Annotated in this window: 19 protein-coding genes; 9 read left to right on the top strand and 10 right to left on the bottom strand. The window is 36.9% G+C overall.

Annotated elements, in window-relative coordinates; translation table 11 throughout:
• Nucleotides 1-81: 81 nt before the first annotated feature.
• Nucleotides 82-795 (bottom strand): hypothetical protein, encoded by a 714-nt coding sequence (locus DWY57_RS20355; protein WP_008664631.1) that lies wholly within the window; start codon nucleotides 793-795, stop codon nucleotides 82-84.
• A 209-nt stretch (nucleotides 796-1,004) separates the two neighbouring features.
• Between DWY57_RS20355 and DWY57_RS20350 the strand changes: the two genes are divergently transcribed.
• From DWY57_RS20350 to DWY57_RS20340, 3 genes are all read left to right on the top strand, one after another.
• Complete coding sequence (locus DWY57_RS20350) at nucleotides 1,005-1,238, top strand: YecH family metal-binding protein (protein WP_022402461.1); 234 nt, start codon at nucleotides 1,005-1,007, stop codon at nucleotides 1,236-1,238.
• A 310-nt stretch (nucleotides 1,239-1,548) separates the two neighbouring features.
• Nucleotides 1,549-2,508: an alpha/beta hydrolase gene (locus DWY57_RS20345; protein WP_119962344.1), complete on the top strand. Its 960-nt coding sequence runs from the start codon at nucleotides 1,549-1,551 to the stop codon at nucleotides 2,506-2,508.
• Nucleotides 2,509-3,017: 509 nt separating this feature from the next.
• Nucleotides 3,018-4,409 (top strand): integrase, encoded by a 1,392-nt coding sequence (locus tag DWY57_RS20340; protein ID WP_008664635.1) that lies wholly within the window; start codon nucleotides 3,018-3,020, stop codon nucleotides 4,407-4,409.
• Between the two features lie 92 nt (nucleotides 4,410-4,501).
• Here DWY57_RS20340 and DWY57_RS20335 read toward each other — a convergent pair whose 3' ends face one another.
• Together DWY57_RS20335 and DWY57_RS20330 are read right to left on the bottom strand one after the other, a co-directional pair.
• Nucleotides 4,502-4,783 (bottom strand): hypothetical protein, encoded by a 282-nt coding sequence (locus tag DWY57_RS20335; RefSeq protein ID WP_119962343.1) that lies wholly within the window; start codon nucleotides 4,781-4,783, stop codon nucleotides 4,502-4,504.
• 213 nt (nucleotides 4,784-4,996) lie between these two features.
• Entirely contained in the window at nucleotides 4,997-5,323 is a 327-nt protein-coding gene (locus DWY57_RS20330; RefSeq protein ID WP_008664637.1) for a hypothetical protein, read from the bottom strand.
• A gap of 343 nt (nucleotides 5,324-5,666) precedes the next feature.
• Between DWY57_RS20330 and DWY57_RS20325 the strand changes: the two genes are divergently transcribed.
• Nucleotides 5,667-6,605 carry a hypothetical protein gene (locus DWY57_RS20325; RefSeq protein ID WP_120164421.1) on the top strand — a complete coding sequence of 313 codons (939 nt, stop codon included), beginning with the start codon at nucleotides 5,667-5,669 and terminating at the stop codon, nucleotides 6,603-6,605.
• Nucleotides 6,606-6,966: 361 nt separating this feature from the next.
• Here the strand turns inward: DWY57_RS20325 and DWY57_RS20320 are convergent, their stop codons facing one another.
• From DWY57_RS20320 to DWY57_RS20295, 7 genes are all read right to left on the bottom strand, one after another.
• Complete coding sequence (locus tag DWY57_RS20320) at nucleotides 6,967-7,347, bottom strand: hypothetical protein (RefSeq protein WP_117945642.1); 381 nt, start codon at nucleotides 7,345-7,347, stop codon at nucleotides 6,967-6,969.
• A 155-nt stretch (nucleotides 7,348-7,502) separates the two neighbouring features.
• Entirely contained in the window at nucleotides 7,503-7,676 is a 174-nt protein-coding gene (locus tag DWY57_RS21020) for a hypothetical protein (protein ID WP_165853627.1), read from the bottom strand.
• A 158-nt stretch (nucleotides 7,677-7,834) separates the two neighbouring features.
• The gene (locus DWY57_RS20315; protein ID WP_119962341.1) at nucleotides 7,835-8,299 is read right to left on the bottom strand and encodes a DUF6808 domain-containing protein; all 465 of its coding nucleotides are present in this window, start codon (nucleotides 8,297-8,299) and stop codon (nucleotides 7,835-7,837) included.
• Complete coding sequence (locus tag DWY57_RS20310; RefSeq protein WP_119962340.1) at nucleotides 8,296-8,820, bottom strand: glycosyl hydrolase 108 family protein; 525 nt, start codon at nucleotides 8,818-8,820, stop codon at nucleotides 8,296-8,298. Before DWY57_RS20310 ends, DWY57_RS20315 begins: the two co-directional genes overlap by 4 nt.
• Before the next feature lie 124 nt (nucleotides 8,821-8,944).
• Entirely contained in the window at nucleotides 8,945-9,559 is a 615-nt protein-coding gene (locus DWY57_RS20305) for a hypothetical protein (RefSeq protein WP_119962339.1), read from the bottom strand.
• Nucleotides 9,560-10,302: 743 nt separating this feature from the next.
• Nucleotides 10,303-10,896, bottom strand: a complete 594-nt coding sequence (locus DWY57_RS20300; RefSeq protein WP_119962338.1) for a master DNA invertase Mpi family serine-type recombinase — start codon at nucleotides 10,894-10,896, stop codon at nucleotides 10,303-10,305.
• A 22-nt stretch (nucleotides 10,897-10,918) separates the two neighbouring features.
• On the bottom strand, nucleotides 10,919-11,530 hold the full coding sequence (locus DWY57_RS20295) for a recombinase family protein (RefSeq protein WP_119962337.1): 612 nt from the start codon (nucleotides 11,528-11,530) through the stop codon (nucleotides 10,919-10,921).
• 106 nt (nucleotides 11,531-11,636) lie between these two features.
• Between DWY57_RS20295 and DWY57_RS20290 the strand changes: the two genes are divergently transcribed.
• The 5 genes from DWY57_RS20290 to DWY57_RS20270 all read left to right on the top strand — a co-directional run bounded on the left by DWY57_RS20290 (nucleotide 11,637) and on the right by DWY57_RS20270 (nucleotide 14,036).
• A complete protein-coding gene (locus DWY57_RS20290; RefSeq protein ID WP_119962336.1) occupies nucleotides 11,637-12,029 on the top strand; it encodes a hypothetical protein in 393 nt (130 codons plus the stop codon).
• Nucleotides 12,030-12,102: 73 nt separating this feature from the next.
• Complete coding sequence (locus tag DWY57_RS20285; RefSeq protein WP_119962335.1) at nucleotides 12,103-12,633, top strand: hypothetical protein; 531 nt, start codon at nucleotides 12,103-12,105, stop codon at nucleotides 12,631-12,633.
• 120 nt (nucleotides 12,634-12,753) lie between these two features.
• A complete protein-coding gene (locus DWY57_RS20280; protein WP_120164422.1) occupies nucleotides 12,754-13,131 on the top strand; it encodes a pyocin knob domain-containing protein in 378 nt (125 codons plus the stop codon).
• A gap of 66 nt (nucleotides 13,132-13,197) precedes the next feature.
• Nucleotides 13,198-13,599, top strand: a complete 402-nt coding sequence (locus tag DWY57_RS20275; RefSeq protein ID WP_119962333.1) for a hypothetical protein — start codon at nucleotides 13,198-13,200, stop codon at nucleotides 13,597-13,599.
• 86 nt (nucleotides 13,600-13,685) lie between these two features.
• Nucleotides 13,686-14,036 (top strand): pyocin knob domain-containing protein, encoded by a 351-nt coding sequence (locus tag DWY57_RS20270; RefSeq protein WP_117652693.1) that lies wholly within the window; start codon nucleotides 13,686-13,688, stop codon nucleotides 14,034-14,036.
• The last annotated feature ends 99 nt before the right edge of the window (nucleotides 14,037-14,135 follow it).

Raw genomic sequence — 14,135 nt, 5'->3', positions numbered from 1 at the left:
TGAGAAAGTCTGGGCTTTGCGCATAAAAAAAGGCTGTGTCAGCATTTTGACACAACCTCCTTTTTTATATAGGAGAGTCTTTTATTTCAATTGACTGTCGATGAAGTTCAACATCGTTTTTGCATTATCCATCATCTTCTTTTGAGCTGGTTTGTCTGCAGAGAGCAATGGAATAAGTTTATCCAAATATTCTTTGGCTTCCTTGAATTCAACTTTTGCTTTTTCTACATCTGTTTTCATGGTATTGGCACCCTTACTATAATACAAAGAACCCAGACTGTTAAGTGCATTTACATTATCTGCTTGGATAGCTATGGCTTGTTTAAATGCTTCTTCGGCTGCATCCATCTTTTTGGCTTTCTGCGCCATGATACCTTGATTTACGTAATAAGTGGCATACAATTTAGTCAATGTCTTATTACCGGGATTTGCTTCCAGCCCTTCCTTTAAAGTGGCAACATACTCATCATTTTTCTTCAAATCTTTCAAAGCACCGGCTTTACCTATATAAGCATTTGCCAGGTTATACTTTTTCTGTACAGCAATATCAAAATACTTCAAAGCTTCGGCAGGTTTCTTTATCTTATCGGCACAAACGCCACAGTTATATGCAATTACGGAATCTTGGTTGTTTGTTTGTGTCAGATAAGTACTAAATTTTGTGTAAGCTTCCTGGTAATTTTTAGCTTCAAGAGCAGCCTTACCATCGTTGACCAACTGGGCAGGGTCAGCATTCTGCGCAAAGAAATTCGTAGCTGCACAACATAGTGCAATAGATAAGATTAATTTTTTCATATGCTTTAATTCATTTAAAAGTTGATTCCCAAAGTTAGTTTACAATGGTATAGAAGCAAAACCTTTTTACTTTTTTTGAGGTTTTTAGCATAGTCGTAACAAGTGTTATTTTACGTAAAAGCAAATATCCGGATATGTGTGTTGGGCTTTGTCACATATGTTACACTTATACTTAGAATATCATATTATCTTTGCCACAAAAAAAGATTATGGAACAATTACATGCACATGAAGTCCTTCACATGATGGAAGGTAATAGTTATACTGAGTTATCATTGAGAGAAGCCATTATCCAAAAATTCGGCGAGCAGCAGCGTTTTTTCACCTGCTCTGCCGACAATATGGATGTAGATACCCTGATAGAATTTCTTAAAAGAAAAGGAAAATTTATACCCGCCAATGGTGGATTTACAGTGGACATGACTAAAGTTTGCAATCACTGATGAGGAATATTAATTCCTTCTTCTGTTAAATTGAATATTATTTATGTTAATAGTTAACGGAAATAATATTCTACTAAACCATGTTATAATATCCGCTGATTACCCGCTAAAATTTGGATATCTCCTGCAAGTACGTATCTTTGTACTGTGTTTTTCATAGTATTAGATTTAAGGTAATAAAAAAGATTGGCTGTCTGGGATAGATAGCCTTTTTTTATGTCTAAATGTCATCTTTCCTCTTTTTAGTTATAGTTTTATTCTATCTTTGTAGGTCAGATAATCCACGCAGCATTAATAGAATAAACTGAATATGGGAAAACGCTTTATTTTTATCTTGATGGCATGCTCATTATTGAGTATAGCTACTGCTGTGCATGCACAGCATATTGACAAGCAAACATATACTTTTGCCATCAAAAAGGCTGATACTCTGAAACTGGACAAGTATGTAATGATTGATCAAATACAAGGGACACAATCAAAGCCCGTCATTCTTTTTGCATTTGGGGGAGGTTTCAAAGGCGGGAGAAGAGATAATCCCGATTACATTTCTTATTTTCATTTTTTGGCACGAGCCGGCTATGTGGTAGTATCAACAGATTACCGTACCCAATTAAAGGATATAGATAAATCGGAGTATTCGGACTTGCAAGGATTCTCTTCTGCCCTGCAACAAGCAATCACTTGTGCTGTAGAAGATTTTGGTGATGCTACAAATTATATAATTGAGCATAGTGTAGAATGGCAAATAAATCCTGCACAAATTATAGCTTGCGGTTCAAGTGCAGGTGCGATAACTGCCCTTCAAGCAGAGTATGAGATTTGCAATCAAACGGCTTTTGCGGACAGATTACCTGCCAATTTCAATTATGCAGGGGTCATTTCCTTTTCTGGAGCAATCTGTGCCAATGGTATTCCAAAATGGATAATGTCCCCTTGTCCTCTTATGTTGTTCCATGGTGATGCCGACAGCACGGTTCCTTTTACTAAGGCAGTAGTAGAGGAAATGGGGCTATGGGGCTCAAACTTTATCTGTATGCAACTGAAAGAAAAAGAGACAGCATACTATTTCTATATAGCGGAAGGTATAGGACATTCCCTATCCTATTCTCCTATGAAGGATAATCGTCATGACATCCTGAGCTTCCTAAATCGGTTGGTACTTGGTAAAGAAAAACGTTGCATTACGACTGTAGAGAAGAATCCGGAAATATCTAGATATAAGAGTGATTTTACAATAGAGGATTATATCCGTGAAAATATGCGTTAATTCCTATCTTTATATCCTTTCCAGAGTTTTTGTTTCTCCACCAATCAATTATCTTTGCACATTATTATTCTATAAAAACAAATCTTTAATTCTATAAATTATGTTGGTACGTATTATCAGTATGGTCATAGCCGGAGTTATTATAGTATATCTAGTCCGTTGGATTGATAATTTTTTCTCCAGGTATCGCAAATAAATCTTGCCTGCAATGTAAACCAAATACTCCAATTTGTTTCCCATTACAACCTATGCTGACAAAATGCGGACATTTTCTAATTCTAAAACAAGAAAACCGCAAAAGCTTTTTATTAGCCATTTGCGGTTTTTTCCTTGTGATTCCGTTGCGATTCGGAATATAAAATACTATAAAACCAATACATATAACATTATATTAAAAATCAGAGTAATATAAAAATATTATATTGCATGCCATTGCATTATGTTGTGCAATATTTGAACTGAGTTGTGCAATTTATGTATATTTGCACAACCGATATAACAGAGAATATATGACTACAGTAAAAGCATTTATAAGAACTGGGAAGAAAGATAAAGAGGTAAATGTCAGATTTCGATTATCTGATGGACGCAATGTACAGTTATTCCACAAATCAGATATTATGGTCTCTCCTACTCTTTGGGATGCCAAGACTGAAAAATATAAGGCTAAAAGTATTATAAAGTTAGACATAAGAACATCATTTAACACATCTATTGAAGAACGGAAGAATCTAATTTTATCCATTTATGGGAGCAACAAAGAATTAACCAGTGAAAAACTGGAAATCTTAATAGACCAGCACTTACATCCTGAAAAATATAACATCAGCAGTGAAGAGGAATCCATGTGTAGTATGTTCCAACGCTATGTTGACGGATGGCTAAATGCAGGTGTAATAGGTCCCGGCAGAAAGAAACATTACGATGTAGTGATAAGGGAACTGACTCGATTCCTCATTATCAATGGCATTGACGGGTTGCCGGTCAATGAATTCAATAAGGAACATATTCTAAATTTTCGTGATTTTCTACGCAAAGAATACACTCTGGTTGAAAAATTTCCAGAACTGTACGCAGAAATGAATAAGCGGAATATACCATCAAAGGAAAGAAGCCAGAATACAATTGCTGAGAAACTATTATTATTACAAGCATTTATGGTGGAGCTTGAAAGTAATGATGTTATTCCCGTATCTCCTTTCCGCAAGATAGGAAAAGAAAAAGAGTCCATTATGAAGCAACAATATGACGAGCCTTTCTTTCTCACCAAAACAGAATTCAATGAAGTTGTCCACAAAGAATGTCCCGAAACATTGCAGCGAGTAAAAGATGTATTCGTTGTTCAATGTTGTTTCGGTTGCCGTATAGGTGATTTCAGACGATTCACTTTTGATAATATCAGCATTGAAGAAGGAATACCTTACATTCATTATTTACCTCAGAAAACACACAAGGATGGACTTATACGCACTGAGATAAAAACTCCCATCATTCGTATTGCTTATGATATTATTATGAAGTATAAAGGTAGGCTACCAAGCAATGCTTTGTTACCCTATTATCCTGATGGCAATGGTGAAACCGGGTACAATTATCAAATAAAAAAACTACTTGAATACTGTGAGATTAGCCGGAAAGTGGCAATGTTTAGTGCGGCATTGGAAACAAATGAGTACAAATCCATATATGAGATTGCAAGCAGTAAACTTGCCCGTAAAACTCATGTAGATTTAATGAATAAAGTTCAGATAGATAAATACGCAGCAGGACTTCATGCAAAAGGCAGTGGAGCCGTAGACAGATATACTGGATTAGGTATAAAAGAACGTTTTATTTTAATGTGTGCGGCTTTTGGCTGTAACCAGTATGAAGTTGACAATGATTTATCTGTAATGGAATAGGCTCACTTAGTATCTCATATTGATACTCTGTTATTTGACACCATCCCCGTAGTTGAGCAGCTACGGGGATTTTTTACTGAAAAAGAAGCGATTCATTCAACTGTCCTTTCCACAATCTCCATCACTACATGGCTTGACTCCAACCAGAGCCAATACCACAGCCAAAGCATAATCCCACCCAACCAAACAAAAGCCACATCAATATAGTACAAATTTAATATCCTGCTAACCAATACACATAAGAGTTCTCCGCAAAGCACATAGGCAGCAACCATAGTAACAAACTGGTCATTGGCAACAGTTATCAAAACCAGAATGCCTATAACGGGAAGAAGGGAAATACAATCAATTAGAAGTTGTTGTTTGTCATTCATAATACAATAGGGATTAGAATACAAATATAAACATTATTTTGTATAAAACAACCCTCTATAATAGGAATTTCTGACAAAAAAGAAACGAACTATTATTACAATATAAACAAAAAGAGCGACTATTCAGCCGCCCCTTTCGCATTAACGAGATAGACATAAAAGCATCTCGAATCATCTCTGTAGATGGATGCCGAACCACTACAGAGTTTCCATTCATTCTACAGTTTCTCCTTTTTCATTCAGAAGTACCGTTACTTCTTCAGTGGATTGATTTTCCTTGGTGATGGTCAACACAACCTTATAAATCTTACCGGTTTCTTTCTCGGAAATGAAAGCCTCCTTTATTACAGCCCCCTCATAGTCCTTAGCCAAGACATTCATAACTGCCTGAGGCAAGTCTTTTACTTCCACTTTTGTGAACTCATCCTGAGGATTTTGCTGAGTTTGCTCTACAGACTGTGTTCCAGAAACCACGTAAGCAAATGCTACTGAACTGCCTAATCCCATAACCATTGCTAATGCTACCAATACTTTTTTCATAATCGTAAGTTTTAAGTAAATAAATATAGTTTTTGTATTAACTATAGGACAAACGATATGCCATGATGTACATCAGTACATAATACATTATACATCAGCATATTATAAAAACAAGAAGGAATAATTATGTGTGGAAATATGTGGAACTGAGTACCACACATGGGGAATAATTACACAATATGGATTACTTAATTCCTGGGAAATGGAACAAGGCAGCTTATTCAGCTGCCTTGTTTAAAGTTGCTCAAAAAAAATATTAATCTTTTGATAAAATTCTTTAGTGGACATTTGTTGCTTTCAAATTAATTATCCACCTTTGTATAAATTTAATCTTATATTAATTATGGGGAAAGATAGTCTTTTATCATACAATCGTTTCAGAGAAAGCTCTGCTTGGATAATTCTTATCTTAGGAATGCTTCTTTATTATATATCTTATTTCCACATTGAGCAACCAAGTGTATGGAAAGAAATCCTGATAAAAATAGGAGATGTTTTAGTTATTGGTGTAATTCTTGGTTATTTATCAAATGCTGCCCAGTTTTTAGGAATCTTCAAGCAAGATTTACAAGACATAGTCTATGGCAAGGAATTTTTGGCAAAACGGAATGACATAGATTCCCTTTGGGAGACAGTTACTAAAATTCTTTTTAAATCAAAATTTCCAGCTATAAATAAAGATTTATTATCTTTGATACAAAAAACTTATTTGCCAGTTGACAATATAACATATTACAATGATTACAACTCATCAATAAAGATAGAGTGGGCAGATAAAAATAGAAAAATAATTGTTGTTAGAAATCATATTACATTTGAGCTAATTGCTGAGACGACTAAAAGATTTGAATTTCCTTTAAGAAGTTGGATTGATGTTGAAGGATTAGAAGAAGGAGATTACTATGTGAACGTTTCTAATTATTTAGTAAACGGTAATCCAGCCCAAATAGTGAGTACTAAAGATGAGATTAAAAATGGATGCAGTGAATTTGAACTAGTTATAGCATTAGAAGGCGAAACAAAATATGAGATATCGAAACTAATAGAAAAAAAATACTCTATAGAAAAAGATTTTACAATTTGTTTTAGAGCTTTGTTTATAATTAGCAAATTCACATTAAACTTTACATGCCCAGACGACATTAATAGTAAGTTTTATAGTAGAGGAACTGTTAATGAATTTAAGCCATTTGGCGAAAATAAATCTAATTCTTTTACAAGAAAACACAAAGGTTTGATTTTACCTAATCAAGGATATGTTATTGCGCTAAAAGAAATATAAAATTGCGTGTAAAGTATTGTTTTATTCATTAAAACATATATCTTTGCACACAGAAACCTAATAGAAAAGAGAATGAAAGTAATTAGAATTATTGAAGACGACACTCAAGGATAGTGCCCTTCGATATTTTTGTGTATTTTATGCAATTTTTGTTAGTGTCATAAGTATACTAAGTAAGTTTATAACCCAATATTAGCAGAGTAACGCTCTGCTTCTTTTATTTATAAAGATAATTAAGAGAAAAAGCAATAATAAGGCAGCTTATTGGGCTGCCTTTTAATTAATATCCTCTTAACCGATACCCGGTCAATCGCCAAGTTATAGAGTGCTGTTTAATGTTGCAGATATTGGCGTGGACGTACTATCTCAATGCGTATGCTCTTTTATAAAACATTTTATTCTTCCCGATTGTCTCAACTAAGTCTATCGCATAAATGACCTTTTTTAGTTCCGTCTCGTTCTTTACGACTTTAATAGCCTTCGCAAAGTCAGCATAAGTGAATCGTAAACAATGACAATAAAAAGAACCGTCTATAATAAAAGGTACGTCAGAATCAGTTCTTTCACCAGATTTATAAGCATCATGCATTAGCTTGACAATACTCCGTTCAAAATCCCATTGATATGAATGCGCTCTTTTATCAGTATCAATAACTCCTTGCTCACGTAAATAAGCGAAAACATCACTTACAGAAATGTACTTCACTCCATCGCTTTCGATATACCCGATTTTCTTTATCATAATTCCTAATTTTAAATGTTACGCAAACATACTCATTCTCTATTTCTATTAGGAATCTAGTTGGCGTAAATAAGTTAATTTAAACTATAAATACATATTTTGCACACTGTCACGTGCTACATTAAGAAGCCCCGACGGAAGCCGGGGCAAATTCACTAATAATCGGTTGATAATAAATTCCATCCGCCATAATGCTTCACGAAAGTCACTGTAACTTTTCCACCAATATTATCATTAATTGTTGTTGACCAATAATTGCCAATAACTTGATTTTGTTTGGGAAGTCTTTCTGTTGCTTCACCAATGATTTGAGATAAATACTTTCTCATAATTATTTTATTTTTTAAAATTTCACATTGGTGTTTTGACAAAAAAATATCGCAACACCATTAATAATCTCGGTGTTACGACTTAAAAGTTCTACTGTAACGATTGCAAAGATATTAAGTTTTTCTTAATAACCAAACTTTTAGAAATATAAATTTGCTTACCACATAAATATATTATAATTCACCCCAGCCCCAACATACCATCCACCCGGATAGCCATATCCAGCCTGCAAGCCAAATCCCCACCGCTTTTTCTTCGGTTTGACAATCACCGGATGGTATATATCATTCGTCACCGTCTGATACACCGTCTTCGGATACACCACCATACTATCCAGCCTTGGGTCAACATACCCGCTCACCACTGCCCGGTAGCTGCTATCGGCATACACCACCTCCTTGCGATGTAGCAGCGTGTCCCTTATATATATGGTGTCATCAGCGACCCAACGCCAGAACACAGCCATCGGAGCGGAGATAAGCTGTGTGTCAACCTTGACAACCGTCTTTATCTTAGTCTCGATGCGCACCTCTGCCGGAGGCTGCTGCCCGTGCGGACGGAACCAAGCCGCCACACAAGCTATAAGCAGCAGTACAATTAATATCCACGGTAACTTTTTCATTCCTCGAACCTTAAATCATTTATACGGTTCATCCAGCCTCTCTTAAATTTATTGTTCGCCGGACGTTTTTTGCATATATCCTCGATGAAATCGAACCGTGCAATCTTAATCATGTCGAACAACTCACGCGGGTTCCTGGCATTCACCGCAGCAAGTGTCTTAGGTCCAACAATGCCATCTACAGAAACACCAAGCAAGCGTTGAGGTATCTTTATTCCGTGTGCACCGGATGCCCACACCCAATCGACAAGGATATTAGCAACTGATTGCGATTTAATATCGTCAGCTTTCCATCTGTCCCAATAATGCGGCTTGAGCACCCGGTTAACGACATCCTCACGGGTAAGCAAACGCAGGTCATCCACGTCTATATCACCGTCACCGTCCTTGTCATAGCCGCATGATTTCCACGTGCCGATAGTCACACCCATATTCGTAGCCCCTCCCAAATCGTCAGGGTCATTTACAAAACCGCCTTCCCACTTTAGGATAAACGGCGCTAATTTATACACATTCGCCATTCTTATTTTCCTCCTTGATTTTTGGTTTTACATAAAAATACAATATATTTGCAAACGCCTTTGTTTAAACTTTAAGTTGTGTAGTATTAAGGGAAAGGGAGCCGTTGTGAAACACCTTCCTTTTTCATAATTTGACCTCCCTGAACTCCGGAAGGATGTACTGGATATTCACCGCCGCCTCATGCAATACTTTGTGAAGTTCGTCCTCACCCATCCCGGTATCATCAGTAAACTCACAAAAGATATTGCCAACCCAATCCTGGGAGGAATTGAGCCTCTTGATGGCAACACTGCGGCATCCGTTCGTCGAGAGTAATGATTTGACAACCCTATCCTTGACCTGGCTGTCAATATCCGAATAGAACATGAAAAGATTCTCCGCAAGGCTTTTCGCAAATACCGCCACCTCACTCATGGGAAGCGACTGGATATTCTCACGCATACCGGCAATGCCCTTACGCTTCACCTCGAACTGTATACTAAGGAACGCCACATGTCCCAAAGGATGAGGTTGGACGATATACACCCGGTCCGCTTTCGTTTCATAAAGAACCCTCCAAAGCTCACCGAACACCCTGGCCGAGTTCTCACTCCTACGGTAACTTTTCCTTTCCTCTTCTTTCTTGAAGTACTCCACTTTTAAATCCGTCATCTTGTTCTTAGTGTACTGGTTGTAGGCGAAATAGGCAGCCGCCAAAGTTCCGAGGGCGCTGACCATGTTTGCAATGTCTATTTCCATTTGTTTTTTTTAATATTAAAGGTTATATTTGCAACGTTTCATAAACAAATTTTATATAGCAGATTGTAATACGTCTTGCCTGCGACTGGTCGGACGTATTTTTCTTGTATCCTGCATATCTCGATAAAAATGAGTATCTTTGTTTCTCATAAACAATTTTTTAATTCGACTGTGTCCTGGTTTGTTCGTGAGAGCAAACCGGATGCGAAGCTTTATAAATCTGCGCAGGGAGTAAACTTCATACCGCAACATCATACTTCTCTCTAATTCCCTGCAAAAATTCCGTTCTACCGTGAGGTAGGACGGTTTTTTATATGAATGCCCCGTGTACGAAAAAAGCAAGGCATCATCAAATACACCAACATTCTACAATCACTGCCCCCAACCATTTATTTCATCCTTGTTTATATAAACATTAAAAACTATATTTGTACCGTTTTTTGAAAACTTATCTAATTTATAAAGTCCAATTACACCCTGCTTGTGACGAGTAGGGTGTAATATTTAGTAACCAACCATACAAACGTCCGACATTGTACAAATGTACATCAGACGAAATCAAACAAGTTGTTGAATTACAATTTTCCACTGACATCCCGTGACAGTAAAAGTAATTGCTTCCACAACCTTGAAAAAGGACATAAAAAAAGAGCTCGATGACAACATAAGTCGCCACTAAGCTCTTGGTATTTATATACATTTCTACAAGCAAATATAGGAATTTATATTTGAAATCCGATTACTTATTGCATCCTTTTTAAATGTTCATCCAATGTTTTAGGATTGCATTTCAATTTTCTACAAATGGCAGCTTTAGAATATCCGTATTCAAGCATAGTTTTAATCAATCCTTCTTTGCCCGTCAGCTTGTAATGCGAGTTATGCCCACCCTTATGCCGCCCTAATTTCTGTCCTTCGGCAACACGCCTGGCAAGACCTTCTTTGGTCCGTTGCGAAATCAAATCACGTTCAATCTGAGCTGACAGACCAAAAGCGAAGGCAAGAATCTGAGACTGTATATTGTTACCCAACTCATACTTCTCCTTTACAGTCAGAACAGTGATTTTTTTTTGCATGAGAGTGTTTAGAATGCTCATCACTTCCATCAGACGACGCCCAAGACGACTAATTTCAGAGCAAATAAGGGTATCACCCTTTTTAAGTTTTTTCAGCAAAGCGCCAAGCTTCCGTTCTTTTGCAGACTTGGTACCGGATATGGTTTCCGACACCCATTTGTCTATTTGCAGTTCTCTTATCTTACAAAATTTCTCTATCTCAAATTTCTGATTCTCAACCGTTTGTTTATCTGTACTGACTCTAATATACGCGTAAATCATTTTTCACGCAAAGATATAAAACTCAATTACAAGGTAGAAAATAGCACATCCTTATAAGATGCCTATCCAAAGTTATCGGATTACATTGCAGCCTTCTACAAATGGCGGCTTTGGAATATCCGTATTCAAACATCTTTTTTATTAGCCGTTCCTTTCCAGTCAATTTATAATGGGAATTCTGAACACCTGGTTTTCGCCCAAGCTTCATCCCCATGGCTACCCGCCTGGCAAGTCCGGCTTTGGTTCTCCTTGATATATCTTCCCGCTCTCTTTGAGCAAATAAGACCTTTAAAAACGTATCTTGCACAGAATCTGAATCATCTTTAATAAGCTTGTCATCACGGATTTCCACAATATTGGCTTTGGCAATCAGACAATGAGATATGATAGCTATAACCATATACGCACAACGTCCAAGCCTCGAGAGTTCCGTAACATATATGGTATCGCCCTGGTCTATCGTATTCAGTATCTTGCCTAATTTCCGCACATTGGGATGCCTGGCACCACTTACGCTTTCCTCAATCCATTTATCTATGATGAGTCCTTTTCTCTTGCAGTATTCAGTTATCTCATACCGTTGATTTTCTACGGTCTGTTTTTCACTGCTGACCCGTATGTAACCGTAATTCATAACTCTCGTTTTTTTATGAAAAGTAAGAATTTATCCGCAATTAATAAAGCATCAAACATGAAGTTTTTATAATCCAGAGGATTCGCCCCTTAAATGTAAGGAAGATATGGCAGAGAAGCAGGATATAGCAATGAACCAGTTTCCGGTAGTCACAAGTATGAAGTATGTGTATGGGGAAAAAACAGATAGTGGGCAAGCTAAGATGGAGCTTCCCTCATTAAGTGCATTACTGTCTATTAAGGGAATTGGAATCACATCTTTAAACGATTTGAATGAAGCATACAAGGTTTTAAATGAAGGTTTAAGTGTTGTTTATATAGGAAAGACAGAAAATTCACCGATAGAATATGGTGTTTGTATTCATGTGCAGCGTTCATCTAAAGGAGATACCAGTGGTAGCCAATTTATCTTTCAGATGGTAAGCGGAAGGCTCACGTATATCAGAGAAGGCTATAGCAATGGGGATGCCATCCTTTATACTAATTGGAGGCAAATATAAATTACCTATAATAAAGCAATTTATTCATTCTACTTTTTCTGCCTTATCTTCTGCCCCTTAAATGTACAGAAGTATGGCAGAGAAGCAGGATATTAGAGAAAATGCGATGGCTGGTGGCACTCCGGCACGACTGCGTGGGTTGGCGGCAAATGGTAATAGCATATCACCAACATTGGCAGAAGTAGTAAGTGCAATGCCGATAGCGACACATTCTTTCAAAGGAATAATGAGTGCAGATCAAGCATTTTATTTGAGAGAAACGACTATTATTGGTGGAGTAGCAGGAGGATTTTCTAATCGGTATAAACTAATTGGTATTCTGAATTATGATGCGTATGCCCCTTTTCGTGTAAATATTAGTATGGGAAGTTATGCGTCCACTGATAGATATTTAATCGATGCTACACTGACGTATTATAATAGCACCATGTATGTTTCAGGAGTTTGTCATAATAGGATTGGCTATGTAATTAAAGACAATAAGGCATACGTCTATTTAAAAGAGTATGCAGGCAATTCTTATATAGGTTATGTGATAGGGTCGGAAATACATGAGTTCACGAGTTATGAATCTGAACCCTCCAATATAGTGTATGTTCCATAATGGAAGAGGTTAGCGAAACCATTCCTGAAGGCTACTCTGTAAAAGAAGTTTCCTTCTGATAGTGGCTCAGCAAGCCATGTGAATTTTCATTCGTATCTTCTGCCCCTTAAATGTAAGATTATGGCAGAGAAGCAAGATATAGCGATGAACCAGTTCCAAGTGGTGACAGATGTAGAATACATCTATGGAGAAACAGCGAATGGCAGCCAGGGGAAGATTAAGAAGAGTGATTTATTCACAAGAGTTTTTGCATATAAAGGACTTCTGAGAGAAGATAAAGACCTTAATACTATTTCAGAAAATGGAATATATTATTCTGCTAATGCGTTGAATTCGCCAGAAAGAGTAACTGGGTTATTGTTGCATTACATAGAAACAGATATGGCTTCCCAAATTCTAATAAATTCACGAACTGGGGAGTTATATACTCGTTCACAAGTATATAATACGGGAAATTGGGACAAGTGGACCGAATGGAAGTCAATTTCACTTACCTAATCTGGCGACATAATTTGCTCCTTTGATTTCTTATCCAATCTTCTGCCCCTTAAATGTGAGAATATTATGGCAGATGATATTAGAGAGAATGCAATGAGTGGTGGAACTCCGGCACGGTTACGTGGGCTGGCAGCGGATGGGAACAGTATTAGTCCGACATTGGAAGAGGTTATGAATGCAATGGGTCTGTTTTACAAAAGGTTTACTGTTACTGCTGGAGGACAATATGAATTGCCTTTCAACAGTGGTCTAATTATAGTACAAGATTTATCTCAAAACTATGATAAATCTGTTGCTATTTTATGGGCTGACGGGAGAGGGAGCGTAATAGTACCAGCAAGTACTATTTCATTCTTTTCAGAGGTTGAAAATAAAATTTGTGTCATAAATACAGGAAATAACACGAAATATATTATCAAAAATAGTAGAGCAAATGATAGAGTTGTTATAGTCACATTCATAAAATAAGAATCAATTTGCTTTACCGAAATTAGATAGCGGATTGAGCTTTATGTTTCTCTGCCGTGTTCTTTGCCCCTTAAATGTACAGAAGTATGGCAGAACAAGATATTAAAGAAAATGAGATGACTTCAGTAAGTAGTGTGGACTATGTGCGAGGCTTGAAAGGTAAGGACAGCGTGCTTATCGCTCCCGGTGATTTGTTGAGTGCACTGTTTAAATATAGAGGTTCAATTAATGACGCTAATATTGCAACGAATACTGGTTATTATAGAATAAATAGCGGCATTCAGAACATGCCATATGATGGTTTTGGAATCTTGTTGGTGTTTAAAGCCCTCGATTACATATTACAGATATACAGTGGAGGTTCGAGAATTTTAGTGAGGAAAGCCAGTGGTGATAATGTTAGTTGGGGAGACTGGAGGTCAGTAACTCTTACCTAATCTGGAGGATTAATTGCACCCTTCTATTTCTTGCCGAATCCTTTGCCCCTTAAATGTAAGAGATATGGCAGGACAAGATATTAAAGAGAATGCAATGGC

Origin of the sequence: Bacteroides sp. AF25-5LB, assembly GCF_003602965.1 — a bacterium.
Lineage (GTDB): Bacteria > Bacteroidota > Bacteroidia > Bacteroidales > Bacteroidaceae > Bacteroides > Bacteroides uniformis.
The sequence above is the reverse complement of the archived record's forward strand: the minus strand, read 5'-3'. Positions and strand labels throughout refer to the sequence as shown.

Excerpts from the sequence above, each read along its gene's own strand:
- DWY57_RS20355 (WP_008664631.1), bottom strand. The coding sequence starts at position 795 with ATGAAAAAATTAATCTTATCTATTGCACTATGTTGTGCAGCTACGAAT.
- DWY57_RS20350 (WP_022402461.1), top strand. The coding sequence starts at position 1,005 with ATGGAACAATTACATGCACATGAAGTCCTTCACATGATGGAAGGTAAT.
- DWY57_RS20345 (WP_119962344.1), top strand. The coding sequence starts at position 1,549 with ATGGGAAAACGCTTTATTTTTATCTTGATGGCATGCTCATTATTGAGT.
- DWY57_RS20340 (WP_008664635.1), top strand. The coding sequence starts at position 3,018 with ATGACTACAGTAAAAGCATTTATAAGAACTGGGAAGAAAGATAAAGAG.
- DWY57_RS20335 (WP_119962343.1), bottom strand. The coding sequence starts at position 4,783 with ATGAATGACAAACAACAACTTCTAATTGATTGTATTTCCCTTCTTCCC.
- DWY57_RS20330 (WP_008664637.1), bottom strand. The coding sequence starts at position 5,323 with ATGAAAAAAGTATTGGTAGCATTAGCAATGGTTATGGGATTAGGCAGT.
- DWY57_RS20325 (WP_120164421.1), top strand. The coding sequence starts at position 5,667 with ATGGGGAAAGATAGTCTTTTATCATACAATCGTTTCAGAGAAAGCTCT.
- DWY57_RS20320 (WP_117945642.1), bottom strand. The coding sequence starts at position 7,347 with ATGATAAAGAAAATCGGGTATATCGAAAGCGATGGAGTGAAGTACATT.
- DWY57_RS21020 (WP_165853627.1), bottom strand. The coding sequence starts at position 7,676 with ATGAGAAAGTATTTATCTCAAATCATTGGTGAAGCAACAGAAAGACTT.
- DWY57_RS20315 (WP_119962341.1), bottom strand. The coding sequence starts at position 8,299 with ATGAAAAAGTTACCGTGGATATTAATTGTACTGCTGCTTATAGCTTGT.
- DWY57_RS20310 (WP_119962340.1), bottom strand. The coding sequence starts at position 8,820 with ATGGCGAATGTGTATAAATTAGCGCCGTTTATCCTAAAGTGGGAAGGC.
- DWY57_RS20305 (WP_119962339.1), bottom strand. The coding sequence starts at position 9,559 with ATGGAAATAGACATTGCAAACATGGTCAGCGCCCTCGGAACTTTGGCG.
- DWY57_RS20300 (WP_119962338.1), bottom strand. The coding sequence starts at position 10,896 with ATGATTTACGCGTATATTAGAGTCAGTACAGATAAACAAACGGTTGAG.
- DWY57_RS20295 (WP_119962337.1), bottom strand. The coding sequence starts at position 11,530 with ATGAATTACGGTTACATACGGGTCAGCAGTGAAAAACAGACCGTAGAA.
- DWY57_RS20290 (WP_119962336.1), top strand. The coding sequence starts at position 11,637 with ATGGCAGAGAAGCAGGATATAGCAATGAACCAGTTTCCGGTAGTCACA.
- DWY57_RS20285 (WP_119962335.1), top strand. The coding sequence starts at position 12,103 with ATGGCAGAGAAGCAGGATATTAGAGAAAATGCGATGGCTGGTGGCACT.
- DWY57_RS20280 (WP_120164422.1), top strand. The coding sequence starts at position 12,754 with ATGGCAGAGAAGCAAGATATAGCGATGAACCAGTTCCAAGTGGTGACA.
- DWY57_RS20275 (WP_119962333.1), top strand. The coding sequence starts at position 13,198 with ATGGCAGATGATATTAGAGAGAATGCAATGAGTGGTGGAACTCCGGCA.
- DWY57_RS20270 (WP_117652693.1), top strand. The coding sequence starts at position 13,686 with ATGGCAGAACAAGATATTAAAGAAAATGAGATGACTTCAGTAAGTAGT.